Origin of the sequence: Priestia sp. 40, from assembly GCF_049368575.1 — a bacterium.
In the GTDB taxonomy this organism is placed as follows: domain Bacteria; phylum Bacillota; class Bacilli; order Bacillales; family Bacillaceae_H; genus Priestia; species Priestia zanthoxyli.
This window is the reverse complement of sequence record NZ_JBMPZA010000017.1, coordinates 271,800-286,728: the sequence shown is the minus strand read 5'-3', so window position 1 is coordinate 286,728 and position 14,929 is coordinate 271,800. Positions and strand designations below refer to the sequence as shown.

The 14,929-nt window shown below is 37.5% G+C and carries 20 protein-coding genes, 1 pseudogene and 1 riboswitch; of the genes and pseudogenes, 17 read left to right on the top strand and 4 right to left on the bottom strand.

The features are described from left to right. The first annotated feature begins 5 nt into the window (after positions 1-5). The 8 genes and pseudogenes from ACO1DI_RS21200 to ACO1DI_RS21165 all read left to right on the top strand — a co-directional run bounded on the left by ACO1DI_RS21200 (position 6) and on the right by ACO1DI_RS21165 (position 6,135). The gene (locus ACO1DI_RS21200; protein WP_014461060.1) at positions 6-1,205 is read left to right on the top strand and encodes a Ger(x)C family spore germination protein; all 1,200 of its coding nucleotides are present in this window, start codon (positions 6-8) and stop codon (positions 1,203-1,205) included. An 11-nt stretch (positions 1,206-1,216) separates the two neighbouring features. Continuing rightward, on the top strand, positions 1,217-1,453 hold the full coding sequence (locus ACO1DI_RS21195) for a hypothetical protein (protein ID WP_013055980.1): 237 nt from the start codon (positions 1,217-1,219) through the stop codon (positions 1,451-1,453). 22 nt (positions 1,454-1,475) lie between these two features. Beyond that, positions 1,476-2,597 carry a GerAB/ArcD/ProY family transporter gene (locus tag ACO1DI_RS21190; RefSeq protein WP_014461059.1) on the top strand — a complete coding sequence of 374 codons (1,122 nt, stop codon included), beginning with the start codon at positions 1,476-1,478 and terminating at the stop codon, positions 2,595-2,597. A gap of 72 nt (positions 2,598-2,669) precedes the next feature. After that, positions 2,670-2,713: riboswitch (PreQ1 riboswitch) on the top strand. A gap of 227 nt (positions 2,714-2,940) precedes the next feature. Then, a complete protein-coding gene (queC, locus tag ACO1DI_RS21185; protein WP_014461057.1) occupies positions 2,941-3,606 on the top strand; it encodes a 7-cyano-7-deazaguanine synthase QueC in 666 nt (221 codons plus the stop codon). Next, positions 3,606-4,046, top strand: a complete 441-nt coding sequence (queD, locus tag ACO1DI_RS21180; protein WP_014461056.1) for a 6-carboxytetrahydropterin synthase QueD — start codon at positions 3,606-3,608, stop codon at positions 4,044-4,046. Before queC ends, queD begins: the two co-directional genes overlap by 1 nt. Then, positions 4,039-4,770 (top strand): 7-carboxy-7-deazaguanine synthase QueE, encoded by a 732-nt coding sequence (gene queE / locus ACO1DI_RS21175; RefSeq protein ID WP_014461055.1) that lies wholly within the window; start codon positions 4,039-4,041, stop codon positions 4,768-4,770. Before queD ends, queE begins: the two co-directional genes overlap by 8 nt. A 98-nt stretch (positions 4,771-4,868) precedes the next feature. Then, positions 4,869-5,366 (top strand): preQ(1) synthase, encoded by a 498-nt coding sequence (gene queF, locus ACO1DI_RS21170; RefSeq protein ID WP_013055985.1) that lies wholly within the window; start codon positions 4,869-4,871, stop codon positions 5,364-5,366. 68 nt (positions 5,367-5,434) lie between these two features. After that, positions 5,435-6,135: pseudogene (locus ACO1DI_RS21165) on the top strand (NAD-dependent epimerase/dehydratase family protein). Positions 6,136-6,168: 33 nt separating this feature from the next. Here the strand turns inward: ACO1DI_RS21165 and ACO1DI_RS21160 are convergent. Then, the gene (locus ACO1DI_RS21160; RefSeq protein WP_014461053.1) at positions 6,169-6,402 is read right to left on the bottom strand and encodes a hypothetical protein; all 234 of its coding nucleotides are present in this window, start codon (positions 6,400-6,402) and stop codon (positions 6,169-6,171) included. A 316-nt stretch (positions 6,403-6,718) separates the two neighbouring features. After that, the gene (locus ACO1DI_RS21155; protein ID WP_013055988.1) at positions 6,719-6,904 is read right to left on the bottom strand and encodes a YkvS family protein; all 186 of its coding nucleotides are present in this window, start codon (positions 6,902-6,904) and stop codon (positions 6,719-6,721) included. A gap of 307 nt (positions 6,905-7,211) precedes the next feature. On the opposite strand from ACO1DI_RS21155, the gene ACO1DI_RS21150 reads away from it, so the two are divergent. From ACO1DI_RS21150 to ACO1DI_RS21135, 4 genes are all read left to right on the top strand, one after another. After that, positions 7,212-8,057, top strand: a complete 846-nt coding sequence (locus tag ACO1DI_RS21150; protein WP_013055989.1) for a patatin-like phospholipase family protein — start codon at positions 7,212-7,214, stop codon at positions 8,055-8,057. Between the two features lie 17 nt (positions 8,058-8,074). Continuing rightward, on the top strand, positions 8,075-8,269 hold the full coding sequence (locus ACO1DI_RS21145; RefSeq protein WP_013055990.1) for a hypothetical protein: 195 nt from the start codon (positions 8,075-8,077) through the stop codon (positions 8,267-8,269). Between the two features lie 147 nt (positions 8,270-8,416). Next, a complete protein-coding gene (locus ACO1DI_RS21140; RefSeq protein WP_014461050.1) occupies positions 8,417-8,743 on the top strand; it encodes a hypothetical protein in 327 nt (108 codons plus the stop codon). A gap of 313 nt (positions 8,744-9,056) precedes the next feature. Further along, on the top strand, positions 9,057-9,770 hold the full coding sequence (locus ACO1DI_RS21135) for a cell wall hydrolase (RefSeq protein ID WP_028414144.1): 714 nt from the start codon (positions 9,057-9,059) through the stop codon (positions 9,768-9,770). Positions 9,771-9,793: 23 nt separating this feature from the next. On the opposite strand, the gene ACO1DI_RS21130 is transcribed toward ACO1DI_RS21135, so the two are convergent. After that, complete coding sequence (locus tag ACO1DI_RS21130) at positions 9,794-10,153, bottom strand: YueI family protein (protein ID WP_423145591.1); 360 nt, start codon at positions 10,151-10,153, stop codon at positions 9,794-9,796. Between the two features lie 675 nt (positions 10,154-10,828). Here ACO1DI_RS21130 and ACO1DI_RS21125 point away from each other — a divergent pair. From ACO1DI_RS21125 to ACO1DI_RS21105, 5 genes are all read left to right on the top strand, one after another. Beyond that, entirely contained in the window at positions 10,829-11,125 is a 297-nt protein-coding gene (locus ACO1DI_RS21125; RefSeq protein ID WP_029325095.1) for a hypothetical protein, read from the top strand. A 230-nt stretch (positions 11,126-11,355) separates the two neighbouring features. Continuing rightward, positions 11,356-12,654 (top strand): NCS2 family permease, encoded by a 1,299-nt coding sequence (locus ACO1DI_RS21120; protein WP_014461044.1) that lies wholly within the window; start codon positions 11,356-11,358, stop codon positions 12,652-12,654. 174 nt (positions 12,655-12,828) lie between these two features. Further along, the gene (locus tag ACO1DI_RS21115) at positions 12,829-13,203 is read left to right on the top strand and encodes a cbb3-type cytochrome c oxidase subunit I (protein ID WP_029325096.1); all 375 of its coding nucleotides are present in this window, start codon (positions 12,829-12,831) and stop codon (positions 13,201-13,203) included. A 204-nt stretch (positions 13,204-13,407) separates the two neighbouring features. Beyond that, positions 13,408-13,671, top strand: a complete 264-nt coding sequence (locus ACO1DI_RS21110) for a hypothetical protein (RefSeq protein WP_014461042.1) — start codon at positions 13,408-13,410, stop codon at positions 13,669-13,671. A 48-nt stretch (positions 13,672-13,719) separates the two neighbouring features. After that, positions 13,720-13,926, top strand: a complete 207-nt coding sequence (locus ACO1DI_RS21105) for a hypothetical protein (protein WP_014461041.1) — start codon at positions 13,720-13,722, stop codon at positions 13,924-13,926. Between the two features lie 57 nt (positions 13,927-13,983). Here ACO1DI_RS21105 and ACO1DI_RS21100 read toward each other — a convergent pair whose 3' ends face one another. After that, on the bottom strand, positions 13,984-14,781 hold the full coding sequence (locus ACO1DI_RS21100; RefSeq protein ID WP_014461040.1) for a Cof-type HAD-IIB family hydrolase: 798 nt from the start codon (positions 14,779-14,781) through the stop codon (positions 13,984-13,986). Positions 14,782-14,929 lie beyond the last annotated feature (148 nt).

Genomic DNA, 14,929 nt, shown 5'->3' with positions numbered 1-14,929 from the left:
TTACTATGAAAGCATTTCTAATGTTATGTATTTGTTCATTGCTATTAAGCGGCTGCTGGAGCAGTCGAGAGTTGAATGAACTAGCCATTACGGTTGCTGTCGGAATTGATAAAGCAGAAGATGGCATCATTGTTACAGTTCAGCTGATTAACCCTGGTGATATTCAGGCCAAAACCCCTACAAACGGGCCTTCTGTTACGACATTTTCTATTAAGGCTTCGTCTGTAATGGAAGGGTTAAGAAAAATAACGACAAAATCCCCGCGGAAAATTTATCTTTCTCATTTACGAATGCTCGTCATTAGCGAAAGTATGGCGGAAGACGGTATTGCTGAAGTGCTTGATTTCTTTGCTCGGGATCATGAAGTGCGTACCGATTATTTTGTTGTTATTGCTAAAAACACGAAAGCATCGAGCGTGCTGAACGTATTAACAACAATCGAAAAAATACCAGCTAACCATATGTTTGCTTCATTAGACGTGTCACAGCGTATTTGGGCACCTACTAGAGGAGTAAAGTTAAATGAACTGATCAGTAATTTAACCAGCGAAGGAAAGCAGGCGGTGTTATCAGGAGTATTGTTAAAAGGCAATGTGAAAAATGCAGGAGATATGTCTAGCATTTCTCGCACCAATCTTTCCACTCTGCTCAATTTCAAAGGATTGGGTGTCTTTCAAAATGATAAGCTTATCGGCTGGTTCAATGAAGACGAAAGTAAAGGATATAACTATATTACAGGAAATGTAAAAAGTACGTTAATTGTTATTCCATGCGAAAAAAAAGAAAAACAGCATGATATCATCGGAGTAGAAATGCTTCGAACGAATGTGAAGGTAACCGCTTCTATGAAAAATCATAAACCTCATATTCACGTTGATTTAAAAGGAGAAGCGAACGTGGCTGATGTAGAGTGTCAAGTGAATTTACAGGACCCAGCTGTAATCAATATGCTCGAAAGAAAAACAGCAGCCGACGTAAAAGAAAAAATGAATGATGCAGTAGAAAAAGCTCAAAAAAACTATAAAAGCGATATCTTCGGTTTTGGCGAAGCGTTTTACAGACAAGATGTAAAGAGATGGTACAAAATGAAAAGAGACTGGAACAGAATTTACGCAGAGGATTTAACCGTCGATTTAGATGCAAAAGTTCAAATCCGTCGCTTAGGCACGTTAAATAACTCATACATGAAGCAAATGAAGCATTAAGGAGAAAGAAAATGGAGGGATTTATCGCCTTACTCGTACTGCTTGCTTATTTGACTAAAAAAATCATGATCAACTTCCGAAAGGAAAAGTATTACCGTGAAATAGTCGTCTACCTTTGTCTCATAGGTTTGGGTCTATTCTTTTGGGGAGCGATTACACTCCGTAAAGAAGTTCCTACGCCTCTGTACTTTTTAGAGGCACTAATTAAGCCTCTTACTAGAACCGTTCATCATCTGTTATTCACGTGAGCATGTAGGAGAGAAGGGGTGTATGATGCAAATAAAAGAATTTATTACTCCGAAACAACTTCTTTTTCTCATTTATTTTTTTTGTATCGGAAGCGCTATTTTGGCAGTTCCAGCTACGTTATTAGAAACGAATAGACAAAATGCCTGGGTATGTAGCGTACTTGCTATTGGCTTAGCCCTTTTAATTGTTGCGGTGTTGTTATGGCTGATGCACCGTTACCCTCAGCAAACGTTCATTGAAATAGCTAAAAAGGCGCTAGGTCCTTACGCCGGAGCGTGTATTTCTCTTATTTACATTTTTTTTATGTTCATTCAATCTACGTTTTCCCTTCGAGATATCAGTACATTTATGACGACGCAAATTGTCCCTGAAACGCTGCCTACGTGGATTCATGCTCTTGTTCTTTTAGCTGTTATATACGGAGGGTATCTAGGTATTGAAGTGATAGCGAGAACCGCGGAAATCTTTTTACCGTGGATCGTCGTACCTTTTTTATTGTTAATTTCGTTAAATATTCCTCAGATGAAACTGGATCGTCTTTACCCTTTGTTTGAATTCCGCATGGATGATTTAGTGTTAGGGACCACGTATTTCTTAGGAAATCCGTTTATGGAATTGATTTTTGTGCTAATGATTACGCCTCATATAAAAGATGGCAAAAAGGTAAAAAGAATGATTGTAATTGGTACTGTGGCATCGGGTTTGACGATTACGATTGCAGTTGCGGCTTGTATATTAGCTCTTGGCGCGAATATTGCATCAATGCACAGCTACCCAGTTTATTTATTAGGAAAAATGATTTCGTTAGGTGCAACGATTCAGCACGTTGAAGTATTAGTAGCTATTATTTGGATGTTATCTATCTTTTTTAAAGTTGTCATTGTGTTCTATGCTATTCAGTTAAGTATCGTCCAATTATGTAATTTACGGGTGCGCAATTTTTTAAGCTTTCCTTTAGGTCTAATCATTACAGGCGTGGCGTATTACATTATTCCAAATACAGCATACTTCAATTATTTTGAAAAATATTACTGGCCGTTTTATTTACTTGTACTAAGCGTCTGTTTTCCGTTGTTATTTATTGCGCTTTCTTATATAAAGAAAAATAAGGCAGCTAAAGGCGATAGAAGCCAACAAACATAGCATTATTTATACGCATGTGGTATAGTATACGATGACAATTCAAGAAGAAACGCCGTACACGTTTGTATATGTACGGGAGAGGTTCGAAAACTCCCTCTATAAAAAACTAAGATCATCGTTGATGACAAAAGACACGGTTTTAGCGTGTCTTCTTTCACGTGCTTTTCTATTAACACGTCTTTTTGACGTGTTTGGTAAGGACGTGTATCTTAGTTGCTTTTTAGGGAGATTGCTGGAAAAGAGCAGTCTCTTTTTTGTGTTATAAAATTAGTCACAAAGGGAACGAACGGTTCAATAAAGTTTCTTCTTCTTTTGATTTCAATCAAAAAGGAGACGAACAATAATGATGAAAAATGAAAAAGCGATTGTTGTATTTAGCGGAGGTCAAGATAGTACAACATGTCTATTTTGGGCTTTGAAAAACTTTAAAGAAGTAGAAACGGTTACTTTCCAATACGGTCAGCGTCATAGTCAAGAGATAGAGGTAGCAAAAGCTATCGCAGCTGATTTAGGTGTGAAGCATACCGTCCTAGATATGTCACTTTTAAATCAATTAGCACCAAATGCCTTAACGCGAGATGATATTGAGATCGAGCAAAAAGAAGGAGAGTTGCCTACAACGTTTGTGGATGGCCGCAATCTGTTATTTTTATCATTTGCAGCCGTACTGGCTAAAAACAGCGGAGGCCGTCATATCGTAACAGGCGTTTGTGAAACTGATTTTTCGGGATATCCAGACTGTCGAGATGTATTTGTGAAATCGTTAAACGTCACGCTTAATTTATCAATGGACTTCGATTTTGTGATTCACACGCCGCTTATGTGGATTGATAAAGCAGAAACGTGGGCGTTAGCGGATGAGCTAGGAGCGCTTGAATATGTGCGTAAAAAAACATTAACGTGCTACAACGGTATTGTTGCTGACGGATGCGGTGAATGTCCCGCATGTCAATTACGAAAGCGTGGGTTAGATCAATATCTGCAAACAAAAGAAGGAGGAGAGAAATAATGCTGCAACAAATGTATCCTCAAGTACTCCATGACTATGAATATGAACTGAACAAAGATATGCAGTTTGCTGCGGCACATTTTGTTCCTCACACAGAAGCAGGAAAATGCCGTCAAGTTCATGGACATACGTACTTTGTAAATCTAACTGTTGCCGGAGATACATTAGACGAAGCGGGCTTTTTAGTAAACTTTGCGCTATTGAAAAAAATTGTTTCTGGTCAATTTGATCATACATTATTGAACGATCATTCTATCTTTAACGAAGAAAATCCAAATGATTTTCCTACAACTGAAGTTGTTGCTCGTAAAATTTATGAGTTGGTTCAAGAATATCTAGACACACTACCAAATAAGCCTTCTTGCGTACAAGTATTCGTGCGGGAAACACCGACAAGTTACGTAGTTTACCGCCCAAAGAAGGTGAAAAAACGTGGCTAATACAATTCCAGTACTTGAAATATTCGGACCAACGATTCAAGGAGAAGGGATGGTTGTAGGGCGTAAGACGATGTTTGTTCGTACCGCAGGCTGTGATTATTCCTGCAGCTGGTGTGATTCAGCTTTTACATGGGATGGATCAGCTAAAAACGATATTCGTCAGCTAACAGCAGAACAAATTTGGACGGAGCTAAAAGAAATTGGAGGAGAGTGCTTTGATCACGTCACCATTTCTGGAGGAAACCCTGCGCTTATCAAGGCGATTGGTTCACTTGTAGAGCTTTTGCACAGTCATGGGGTAAAAGCAGCTCTTGAAACACAGGGAAGCCGTTATCAGGATTGGTTCCTAAAGATCGATGATTTAACGATTTCTCCTAAGCCTCCAAGTTCATTGATGAAAACAGATTTCTCCGTATTAGACGATATTATAGAGACATTAATAAAGGAAAAACGCATGGCGCATATAAGCATAAAAGTCGTTGTATTTAATGATGAGGACTTTGAGTATGCAGCGTCTGTTCATGAACGTTATCCTAAGGTTCCATTTTTTGTTCAAGTAGGAAACGAGGACTTAACGACAATCGATAATGCGTCGTTAACACAAGAATTGCTTAAAAAATATGAGTGGTTAATCGATAAGGCAGTGGCAGCTAAAAACATGAACGATGTAAGAGTTCTGCCGCAGGTTCACGCCCTTGTTTGGGGAAATAAACGAGGCGTGTAAGCGCATAGCAAAAAATTTACAAAGAAAAATAAAAACAGATATATACAAAATAAAAAAACGCTGTTAGAATGACAATCGTAGAAAGAGAGGAAATGCAAATGAGCGGTCGAAAAGATGAAGAATTAGAAGGTGTATCACTCCTTGGAAATCAAGGAACAAACTATTTGTTTGAATATTCACCAGAGATTCTAGAAGCATTTGATAACAAACATCCAAATCGTGATTATTTTGTGAAATTCAACTGTCCGGAATTTACGAGCTTATGTCCAAAAACAGGTCAGCCGGATTTCGCAACCATTTATATTAGTTACATTCCAGATGAAAAAATGGTGGAAAGCAAGTCGTTAAAGCTTTATTTGTTCAGCTTCCGTAACCATGGAGATTTCCATGAAGACTGTATGAACATTATTATGAATGACTTAATTAAACTGATGAATCCAAGATATATTGAAGTATGGGGAAAATTCACACCACGGGGCGGGATTTCAATTGATCCATATACAAACTATGGCCGTCCCGGTACGAAGTATGAAGAAATGGCTAATTACCGCCTAATGAATCATGATTTATACCCAGAAACAATTGATAATCGTTAATTCGAACAAACAGGTTGTGTATGCAACCTGTTTTCCATTGCAAAAACAACAGGTGAGAAGGTGAAAGAATGTCACAGAGATCAGCATTAGTATTAGGTGCAAGCGGACTTGTTGGTCAAGAACTTTTAAAAATGTTATTAAGCAACAGCTTATATAACCATGTGACAGTGTTTGTTCGAAAAAGCTACCAATCGAACACACAAAGCTACGTCAGCTTGAAATTGATTTTTCAGAGCTTGATAAGCACGAAGAATGCTTTGCAGTTGATGATGTATATTGCTGTTTAGGCACGACAATGAAAAAAGCAAAAACAAAAGCGAAATTCATTAAAGTGGACTACGAATTTCCTTTAAAAGCGGCTAAATGTGCAGAAAAATATCGCTGCAAAAACTTTTTAACGATTACAGCAATTGGTGCTGATCTTCGTTCGCCATTCTTTTACAGTAAAGTAAAGGGGCAAGTAGAAGAAGATATCGCAAGCTTGTATATCCGTTCTACTCACTTTTTCCGCCCATCGTTATTATTAGGCAAGCGCCAAGAGTTTCGCCTATTTGAAAAAATTGGGGGATACACGTTGAAGTCGTGTTCATTTTGCCTTGTAGGAAAGTGGAGAAAGTATCGTCCAATTAAAGCGTATAACGTAGCCAAATCGATGATGAAAGCTGCTCTTGAAGATAAATGTGGCGTTCATGTACATGAAAGCCAAGACATTTATACAGGTGAATGCTATTATTCGTTTACCAACGGCAAGCGAGTATTATCAAAATAAAGAAAAGCCTCTTCATAAGAAGGGGCTTTTTTTCTATCTACCGTCACCATCCGCATCTCCATCTCCACCGCTCTCTCCATCGCCATCATGATTGTGGCTAGAAGCAGATTCACTCCAGCTTGTGTAAGAGTTAGAATCTTCTTCGGCATAATTCATGGGTTCAACGGATGTTTTTTTATTTGAAGTTTGTTTGCGTTTAAAAACGAACTGCACGATGAAAAAAAGAATGACGATAAGAGCAACGATAAACAATACAGTATCAAACATACTAGTAATTCCTTTCGGTAAGAAGATAGTAGTAACTTGTTCTTATTGTCACACGAAAATAAGCCCCTTTCAAGAAAAAATGGGGCCTGTTTTTGTTTCTTTAAGGAAACTTTTTTTGTCTCAGCCATATATTATTGTATAAAGAAACATTTTAGAAAAGAGGGAGTACAGTGAAAAAAAGTTCAAAGGATGTTAAGGTGCAACAGTATATTTACCTCATGTATAAACTGGGGATTATTACAGAAGAACAAAAGAATCAATTCTTTCAAAACCAATAAAAAAGCAACCGCTTTTGCTTTCCGGCTGCTTTTTTCCTTTACATAGCTGGATTAATAATGGTGTAGTTTTTGTGGTTGACAACAGTTCGCTGTTCTAAGTCTAAATCGCGGTAGTTCGTCATGTAAGTCAAATCCACAATCACGGAGTTTTCATTTACTTTTTCGACAATGCCCTGTAGGCCATTTTTAAATTCTATCAAGTTTCCTACCTCTGCTATTTTCATGATTCATCGCTCCTTTGTTTTAAATTAGTTCATTATTAATTTTTGCAATAATTTTAATTTTAAAAATAGTAAAACTAGTTAGCGTTTTCTTTTTTACAATTTTGCCTTAAAACTGGGAATTAGTAAAGGGTTTTTTGAAAAAATATAAAATAAAATTGAAAAAATAAGTAAAATGTGCTGAGAAATAAAAGGAATTGGTAGCTTTAACGAAAGAGAGAAGCAGGACAGTTCCATCTTTGTTCATCTTTCGTTATAATAAACGAGGTATAATCTTGTCATAAATTATAAGAATTAGAAGGTGTAGAAATTGAAAGATACTGGACTTGTGCTCGAAGGAGGCGGTATGAGAGGCCTTTATACAACTGGAGTTTTAGATTACTTTATGGAAAGAAATCTGTACCTTCCGTATGTAATTGGCGTTTCAGCCGGCGCTTGTCATGCCACTTCTTATTTATCTAGACAAATAGGAAGAAGCCGCAAAGCTAATTTAGATTTTTTAGAGGATCCTCGCTACTTGTCGTGGAAAAATTATTTTAAAACAAAAGAGATATTTGGAATGGATTTCGTTTTTGATGAAATTCCTAATCAGCTTCTTCCATTTGACTTTGAGGCATTTGCTGAGCGTACAGAGAAGCTTGTAGTAGGAGCAACGGACTGCGTGACGGGAGAACCCGTTTATTTTGATGAGTATGACCGGGACATTTTGACAGCGGTTCGCGCTTCTAGTTCCCTTCCATTTTTAGCACCTGTCGTTACATATAAAGGAAAAGAGCTGTTAGACGGAGGAATCAGTGATCCGATTCCAATCAAAAAAGCAGTGCAGGATGGATATCGAAAAAATATTGTTGTGCTAACGCGAAACGAAGGATATCGAAAAAAGAAATCAAATATGCTTTGGTTATTGAAACGCAAATATCGTCATTATGATGGGTTGACTCGTGCGCTTGAGAACCGCTATAAATTGTATAATGAAACATTGTCATATATTGAAGAACAGGAAAGACAGGGGAATATCTTTGTGATTCGTCCGCAAACCCCTCTTGTAGTAGGGCGAATTGAGAAGAATCGTGAGCGTCTCGACGCACTTTACAACCAAGGATATAAAGAAGCTGAAGCTCAATTTGCATCTCTGCAAAATTGGCTAAACAGTTAAAAGCGAGGTGAAACTGAATGGATGAACAAACAGCAATAAACATGTTGAATGAGTTAAGTGAAGGAAAAGTAACCGAAATTAAAGTTAAAAAAGAAGACTTTCTTGCTTTTCGCCCTTTTTTAGTAAATCGCCCTGATTTCAAACATTTTCGTGGAATAGCCGGACGCGGTGGAGATTTCACCTATACGTATCTAGAAATTCCTAGGAGCTAAACGAAATGATAGCATTATTTGATTATGCCTTATATAATGGATGTATGAGCCTGTACAGTAGAGAATATACTGTTACAAGTGCTTGTGCGTTTATTTAGTAGCGTACCGTAAGAGCGAATAAACGTGTTTAGTTATAGGAGGGATATTATGGATGAGTTTCGAAAAAGTACAGCACCTTTTTATTTTGCAGATCATATATGGAAAGATAAAAATGGAATGACGACTTATGGGATGCTGTTAACGAACCGGCCCGAAGATGACGGGGACTATGACCTCCATTCGTTATTAGAAGAAGCATATGTAGATCATAAAAAAATTCTAATTACTACTGTTTACGACAACAGTGAACAGCAGTTGACCGGATACGTGATACATTTAGCAGATGATCAAGACGTCTTTACGTTTATGGATGATACGGGTGCTAAGCTAGTGATTGATTTCTATGACGTTGTAGAAATTGAGATTGAAGATTAAAAAGAGCTGAATGTTGATTACAACATTCAGCTCTTTTCATGTAAAAGCAGATGAATTTAGATGTTTATTATGAGAAGCAAAGGGGAAATACAGTTGGAGAAATTTCTGATTAAACTGAAATAAAGCGGGAAAATATACCTGTATTTTAGAAAAATTACCGTGATTATGACAAAAAATAAGGTACAATGTCATATTTGTGTTCCGAACGTAATTTTGTTCATTAAACTTAAAGAAATGTAATTGAATCGTTCGGTGAAACCCCTATATAGCTATGATAGAGTAATACCATACGAAATTTCAGGAGGTATTACCTATGAAACATAGTTATATGAAATCAATGGTAGTAGCATGTTTAGCTACTCTTTCATTTATAGGTTTTAATGCAACAGCTACGGCTGCAACTAATTATAAAGTAGTCAAAGGCGATAGTCTTTGGAAGTTAGGTAAAAGATATAGTGTAACAATTGACGATATTAAAAAATTAAACAATCGTCAAGGAGATATGATTTATATTGGTGAGACATTAGCTATTCCGAGTAAGACAAAAGTGCTGGCTGCTGAAACAACGGAACCTTCAACGGCAGCACCGGCTCATACGGCTAAGCCAGAACCAAAACCAGAAGCCCAACCTGCAGAGCAGGAAACACCTGCAGTTTCGATCTCTGCAAGTGAAAAAGATTTATTAGCTCGCTTAGTAGAAGCTGAAGCAAAAGGCGAATCGTATGAAGGAAAAGTAGGGGTAGCAACAGTGGTGTTAAACCGTGTAGATTCTCCGAAGTTTCCAGATACGGTAACAGGAGTTATTAAACAAGTTGTCGGAAAAGCATACGCTTTTTCACCGGTCCAAAACGGATCAATTAACAAACCTGCTTCAGAAGATTCGAAAAAAGCAGTAGAGCAAGCATTGACTAGAAAAGATCGTTTAGATGATTCCATTTACTTTTATAATCCAAAAACAGCTACCGATAACTGGATTCGTTCACGTGCTGTAATTAAAACAATTGATCATCATGTATTTGCTAAATAAAAAAGAGCCGGCTGGGCTCTTTTTTAGTCTAAAAAGATATCTCGTTCCAAACTGCCTTCAGAACCCGTTAAAACTAGACCAATATCGGTATCAGCTTCTAAGTTCTGAACGATTGTAAAAGGCACTTTATGTTGGTTAGCCGCTTGAATATAGGGGGAGAGGTATGAATAAGACAAGGAGCCATTTAAAAACAAATGACCGTCTTTCACTTTTTTTAAAAGAGGCTTTATTTTTGCTGCATCCTTTTTCATGACTTGCCCCTTTTTTAGCGCAATTTCAATATTCTCACGTAGAGCAGTTAAGAAATATCTTCTTTCGTCTCTTTTTGTTTCCTTTGCTCCGTACCTTCCTCGTTCTAAGTATTCTTCTAGTTGATCAGACATTGCGTCACTTCCTTTCGTTATAAACTATAAACGATTATGGCTATAAGTAAAAGGGAGAGGAAAAAAGGAAAATCACTGTGCTATATCGCCTGTTTTTTTGCTGAGTACAAAGAAAAACAAAAAATGTGTTGAAATTTAGCCTAAAATATTGTTTAATGTAAATAGATAGAAAATCATATCGGTTTTTTATTAAAGGTTTGTAAGCGATTACAGATATACATACATAGCAGCGTTTGGGGAGACGCTCCTATGATTTTATGTTCAAAGCGCATTGTATAAAAAGGGGATTATATAGCTTTAGGGCATATACGGTCAAGCAAAGGGTCAGATAAATTAATAAAAAATCGCTATGTATTTTCATAAAAAGAACGGTCAACATTTTTGTTGAGCGTTCTTTTTATGCTTTCATATTATGTTTATTTCTCATTGCAGCAGCTGCTGAAAATTATAAAGGTGCATTCCTCGTTTCATCTCTCTTATTTTATATAAGCTACATGTAGTATGTTTCAAATCCTTAAAAAATATATGTTTGTACGCTTGTTTAATCCTAATGAGGTGGTAGAAAAGGAATATTTTTTAAGAAATCACAAAAAAAGAGGCGATTGCCTATGCAAGAAGTAGGTGAATAACATATGTAATAAAGAGAATGAAATATAATTTGAGGAGGCATGTATCATGCAAGAATTTGATATTAATGACATAAGAAGACCATTCGGTGGTTTTGGAGGATTTGGAGGCTTTGGTCGTCCAGGATTCGGTTTCGGTCGCCCAGGTTTTGGTTTCGGTCGTCCTGGTTTTGGCTTCGGCCGTCCGGGGTTCGGCTTTGGCTTTGGTCGCCCTTGGGGTTGGGGCTTTGGAGCTCCATTTCTTGGAGGATTAGTTCTTGGAAGTGCACTAGGAGGTCCAGGTTATTACGGTTATCCAGCCCCATATTATCCGCCGTACCCACCATATTATCCTTATTATTATTAAAACAGTGAGCGCTGATAAAGCGCTCTTTTATTATGTCCAATCCAAGGTATATATAGAATGAATGCAAGACGTTACGTTTAGAAAATGATAACAGTTTTAAATAAGGAATGAACGCTTAAGCTAAAGGAGACAAGTTTTCCTTGCAACAATTGTTGATTTTGCTATAATAACTTCGGTGGCATTTTTGGTCACTGGGTGGGCGAGGGATAGATGAAAAGAAGGAAATTAGATTGAACGCATTATTTGAAAAGTTGTTTCGTTTAAACGACCACCAAACAACTGTTGGAAAAGAAAGCTTAGCTGGGGTCATTTCATTTCTTTCCATCGTGTATATTATTGCTGTTAACTCCACCATTTTGTCTGATGCCGGTATTCCGCTTGAAGCAGGAATATTCGCAACAGTAGCTTCGGCTTTTGTAGGCTGTGTTATTATGGCTTTTTGGGCAAATGCGCCTCTTATTCTGGTGCCAGGTATGGGAATTAATGCGTTGTTTACGTATACGATGGTTCAATCAATGGGGTTATCTTGGCAAGAAGGGTTATTAGCAGTAGTGATATCCGGCTTTCTTTTTATAGCATTAGCTTTTTCACGACTGTCTGCCAAAATTGTCTCTTCGATTCCGCATTCGCTAAAAGAAGCGATAACAGTCGGTGTTGGCTTATTTTTAACATTTATCGGTTTGCAAAAAGGGAAGCTTGTAGTTCCAAGCGAGAACACTTTTGTAGCACTTGGAGACTTGTCAGATCCGTTTGTAATCAGTACGCTGTTGACGTTAATTATCACAATCGTACTGTTTATCCGAAATGTGAAAGGTAACTTTTTGTTAAGCATGATTGCTGGATCAGTCCTTGCCTTCTTGCTTGGTGTAAGAAGCAGTGCAGAAAAAGGACAGTCCGCTGGGAGCGTCAATGACTTCTTTAGCAGCTTTGGCACCTTGTCTTTTGGAGCCATTGGAGACGTTGCGTTTTGGGCAGCTGTCTTTTCATTAACAATGGTATTGATTTTTGAAAATATCGGTTTGTTGCATGGTCAGCTAGGTATGATGAATCAAGATAGCAAATTTCCGCGGGCCTTTCAAGCAACAGCTGCCTCAGCTTTGCTAAGCGGCGTGTTTGGAACAAGTCCAACGGTGTCTTCTGTAGAAGGAGCATCTGGTATTGCAGCCGGAGGGCGAACGGGTTTAACATCGCTGATTACAGGAGTTTTATTTTTAAGTTCACTTCTGTTTATTCCATTTATCAAGCTGGTTCCAGATAGTGCTATTGCACCTATTCTTATTGTTATTGGAGCATTGATGATTCAAAATATCAAAAACATCAATTTACAGGACTTAACAGAAGGTTTCCCTGCATTTTTAATTATTGCGCTTATTCCTCTTACGTACAGCATTGCTGATGGAATTGCATTTGGGTTCATTGCGTATCCACTGCTTAAATTATTCCTTGGTAAAATGCGTGAAGTATCGATGTTTATGTATGTAAGCGCGCTGTTGTTTTTCTTGAATTTTGTGCTGCATTATATTGCTTAAAATAGACAGCTGAGTACTTTTGCTCAGCTGTTTTTTGTGTTTGCGGTAAAGAATCCTCTTTTTAGATATCACACTCCGTATTTCGTGTCCTTTGGCGAATCTGCCGCTTCTAAAATGACGTTTCCTGCGTAAAGTAGTACAGAAGTCGGAGGGGGATATAAGGGGGAGAAAATGATGGGAATTAAATTAATTAAAATATCAGCCGTTTATTTTGGAATTGGCATCATATTAGGGTATTATATGTCAATTGTTCACAGCTACGCTTTGACACCAGTTCACGTGCACATCAATTTATTAGGATGGACGTCGCTTACGTTAGCGGGAATTATTTATTATTTGTTTCCTGCGTTTAGCGAAAGTAAATTAGCCAAACTGCACGTATGGTTGCATAATATAGGATTACCGGTCATGATGATTGGTTTATTTTTCATGATCGTACTAGAAAACCAAGCTTTTACACCCGTAGTGGCAGCAGGAGCAACACTTACTGCTATTGGCGTTTTAATTTTCGTATATCACATCCTTAAAAATTTGAAATCTGAACGATAAACGAAGAAGGTCGTTGAAGGTGGCTGCTAATTTCAAAAGGAAAAAGAACCAGCTATAGCGAATATACATGTAAACAAGGTGAAAGTGTGATTTACATAAAGGTGTGCTAGGCATCTTTATAAGGAGGGGTAAGCTGCAGGGATTTCTAGCTCTTATAAAAGCCAATAAAAGGGCTGATTATAAGTTTCTTGCAGCGGAGATACTATGGGAGAACATCAACAATTAGTGCGTGTTAGGGAGCTAGCAAATGAAATTATTCGACTTCGTCTTCAAGACCGTACAACTTATGACGAATTAGAGTTGCAAAATAATGTAGAGTTGTTGTCTCGTTCTGTGGTTGACTTAGTAAACATTATGTTAGCCGAAGATGTGGATTCGTCTACATCTTTAAAAGCTACAGCTTCTAAAATGAAAATGGTGTATAATAACATGCATCAAGCTGAGAAAAAAAATTATTTGCATTTCTAATTGCTAGGCTCCTTTTCGCCACAAACGAAATGGAGGTGTACGAGGCAGATGCTATCGTCACTAACGACTTCTGAAGCTATTGTAGCATCCGTTCTTGCACTGGTTGTCATTGCCGTTTCCATTATCTTTTTTGCCACTCTTATTATGGTTGTTGTTCGACGAGAAAGAATCAGCAGCTTGGTTAATCACGGAGAGCATGCAGATGGGAAGCAAAAAAGCTTAGGTGATTTTTTTCGTTCTTTACGAAAAAAATAACTACCATTTTCTTATTAAATAGATAAAAGCGGTCAATTTAAACGTTGACCGCTTTTTTTAGATTGTTTGCTTATTTTTTTCTAATACAATACGCGCTGCTTCACTAACAGATGACACAACGGCAGAGGCGTGGCGCTGAACAGCTTCAGGAGCTGTAGCCATAGCGAAACTGTTCGGCGTTAATTGAAACATAGGAATATCATTAAATGAATCCCCCACACATGCAATTTCCTCTGGTTTTAGCTGAAGATGATTTAATAAAATTTCAATGGCATTTCCTTTGCTGATGTGTTTAGGCATAATATCCAAACACTGCTTGGCAGAAATATATGTATCAATATAATCACCAAACTCTTCGTTCACTTCTTTTTGCAGAGCTACCATTTCATCATGATCTCCAAGAACCGTGATTTTAGATGGAGAAAGAGCGTGACCAAATGAATCCGTTATTTCAATTTGTTCTTCGATAGGGAAAAACATGTGAGTTTCAATTGCTTCAATAATTTCATTTCGCTGCTCCACATAATTCGTGTCGTTTGAACAGACAAGCGTAATACGGTTAGGATCTATCGTTTTTTTATAAAGTTGAACCGCTAAATCATCTTCAAATACCTTTCCATGAAGTTCTTGATTTTCTTTGGTCCACACAAATCCTCCGTTTTGGCTAATGCGATGAAATGTATTATTAATATCAGTAGAAATCTTTAAAATTTCCGTATCCATTCGTCCAGAAGCAAGACAAACCTCTACTCCCTGGCGCTGAAGTTCACTAAGTGCGTCTGCATTATGCTGTTCTACGTATTTTTCTTCGTGTAAAAGAGTGCCATCTAAGTCGCTTACAAATAATTTAATCATTGCTTGAAAATTCCTTTCTCTGAAAAATTTGCTGTGATAAGAGTGTTGCAAATTTATTACATTCTTTATTCTATCAGTGTTTCCCAAGAAACTCATAAAAAAAGCTCAAACCGGCGGTGAATTCAAAGAGATGAAGACATAACTACAT

What these genes read in the sequence shown, in the direction of transcription:
- ACO1DI_RS21200 (WP_014461060.1), top strand. Translation starts at nt 6, where the DNA reads ATGAAAGCATTTCTAATGTTATGTATTTGTTCATTGCTATTAAGCGGC.
- ACO1DI_RS21195 (WP_013055980.1), top strand. Translation starts at nt 1,217, where the DNA reads ATGGAGGGATTTATCGCCTTACTCGTACTGCTTGCTTATTTGACTAAA.
- ACO1DI_RS21190 (WP_014461059.1), top strand. Translation starts at nt 1,476, where the DNA reads ATGATGCAAATAAAAGAATTTATTACTCCGAAACAACTTCTTTTTCTC.
- queC (WP_014461057.1), top strand. Translation starts at nt 2,941, where the DNA reads ATGATGAAAAATGAAAAAGCGATTGTTGTATTTAGCGGAGGTCAAGAT.
- queD (WP_014461056.1), top strand. Translation starts at nt 3,606, where the DNA reads ATGCTGCAACAAATGTATCCTCAAGTACTCCATGACTATGAATATGAA.
- queF (WP_013055985.1), top strand. Translation starts at nt 4,869, where the DNA reads ATGAGCGGTCGAAAAGATGAAGAATTAGAAGGTGTATCACTCCTTGGA.
- ACO1DI_RS21160 (WP_014461053.1), bottom strand. Translation starts at nt 6,402, where the DNA reads ATGTTTGATACTGTATTGTTTATCGTTGCTCTTATCGTCATTCTTTTT.
- ACO1DI_RS21155 (WP_013055988.1), bottom strand. Translation starts at nt 6,904, where the DNA reads ATGAAAATAGCAGAGGTAGGAAACTTGATAGAATTTAAAAATGGCCTA.
- ACO1DI_RS21145 (WP_013055990.1), top strand. Translation starts at nt 8,075, where the DNA reads ATGGATGAACAAACAGCAATAAACATGTTGAATGAGTTAAGTGAAGGA.
- ACO1DI_RS21140 (WP_014461050.1), top strand. Translation starts at nt 8,417, where the DNA reads ATGGATGAGTTTCGAAAAAGTACAGCACCTTTTTATTTTGCAGATCAT.
- ACO1DI_RS21135 (WP_028414144.1), top strand. Translation starts at nt 9,057, where the DNA reads ATGAAACATAGTTATATGAAATCAATGGTAGTAGCATGTTTAGCTACT.
- ACO1DI_RS21130 (WP_423145591.1), bottom strand. Translation starts at nt 10,153, where the DNA reads ATGTCTGATCAACTAGAAGAATACTTAGAACGAGGAAGGTACGGAGCA.
- ACO1DI_RS21125 (WP_029325095.1), top strand. Translation starts at nt 10,829, where the DNA reads ATGCAAGAATTTGATATTAATGACATAAGAAGACCATTCGGTGGTTTT.
- ACO1DI_RS21115 (WP_029325096.1), top strand. Translation starts at nt 12,829, where the DNA reads ATGGGAATTAAATTAATTAAAATATCAGCCGTTTATTTTGGAATTGGC.
- ACO1DI_RS21110 (WP_014461042.1), top strand. Translation starts at nt 13,408, where the DNA reads ATGGGAGAACATCAACAATTAGTGCGTGTTAGGGAGCTAGCAAATGAA.
- ACO1DI_RS21105 (WP_014461041.1), top strand. Translation starts at nt 13,720, where the DNA reads ATGCTATCGTCACTAACGACTTCTGAAGCTATTGTAGCATCCGTTCTT.
- ACO1DI_RS21100 (WP_014461040.1), bottom strand. Translation starts at nt 14,781, where the DNA reads ATGATTAAATTATTTGTAAGCGACTTAGATGGCACTCTTTTACACGAA.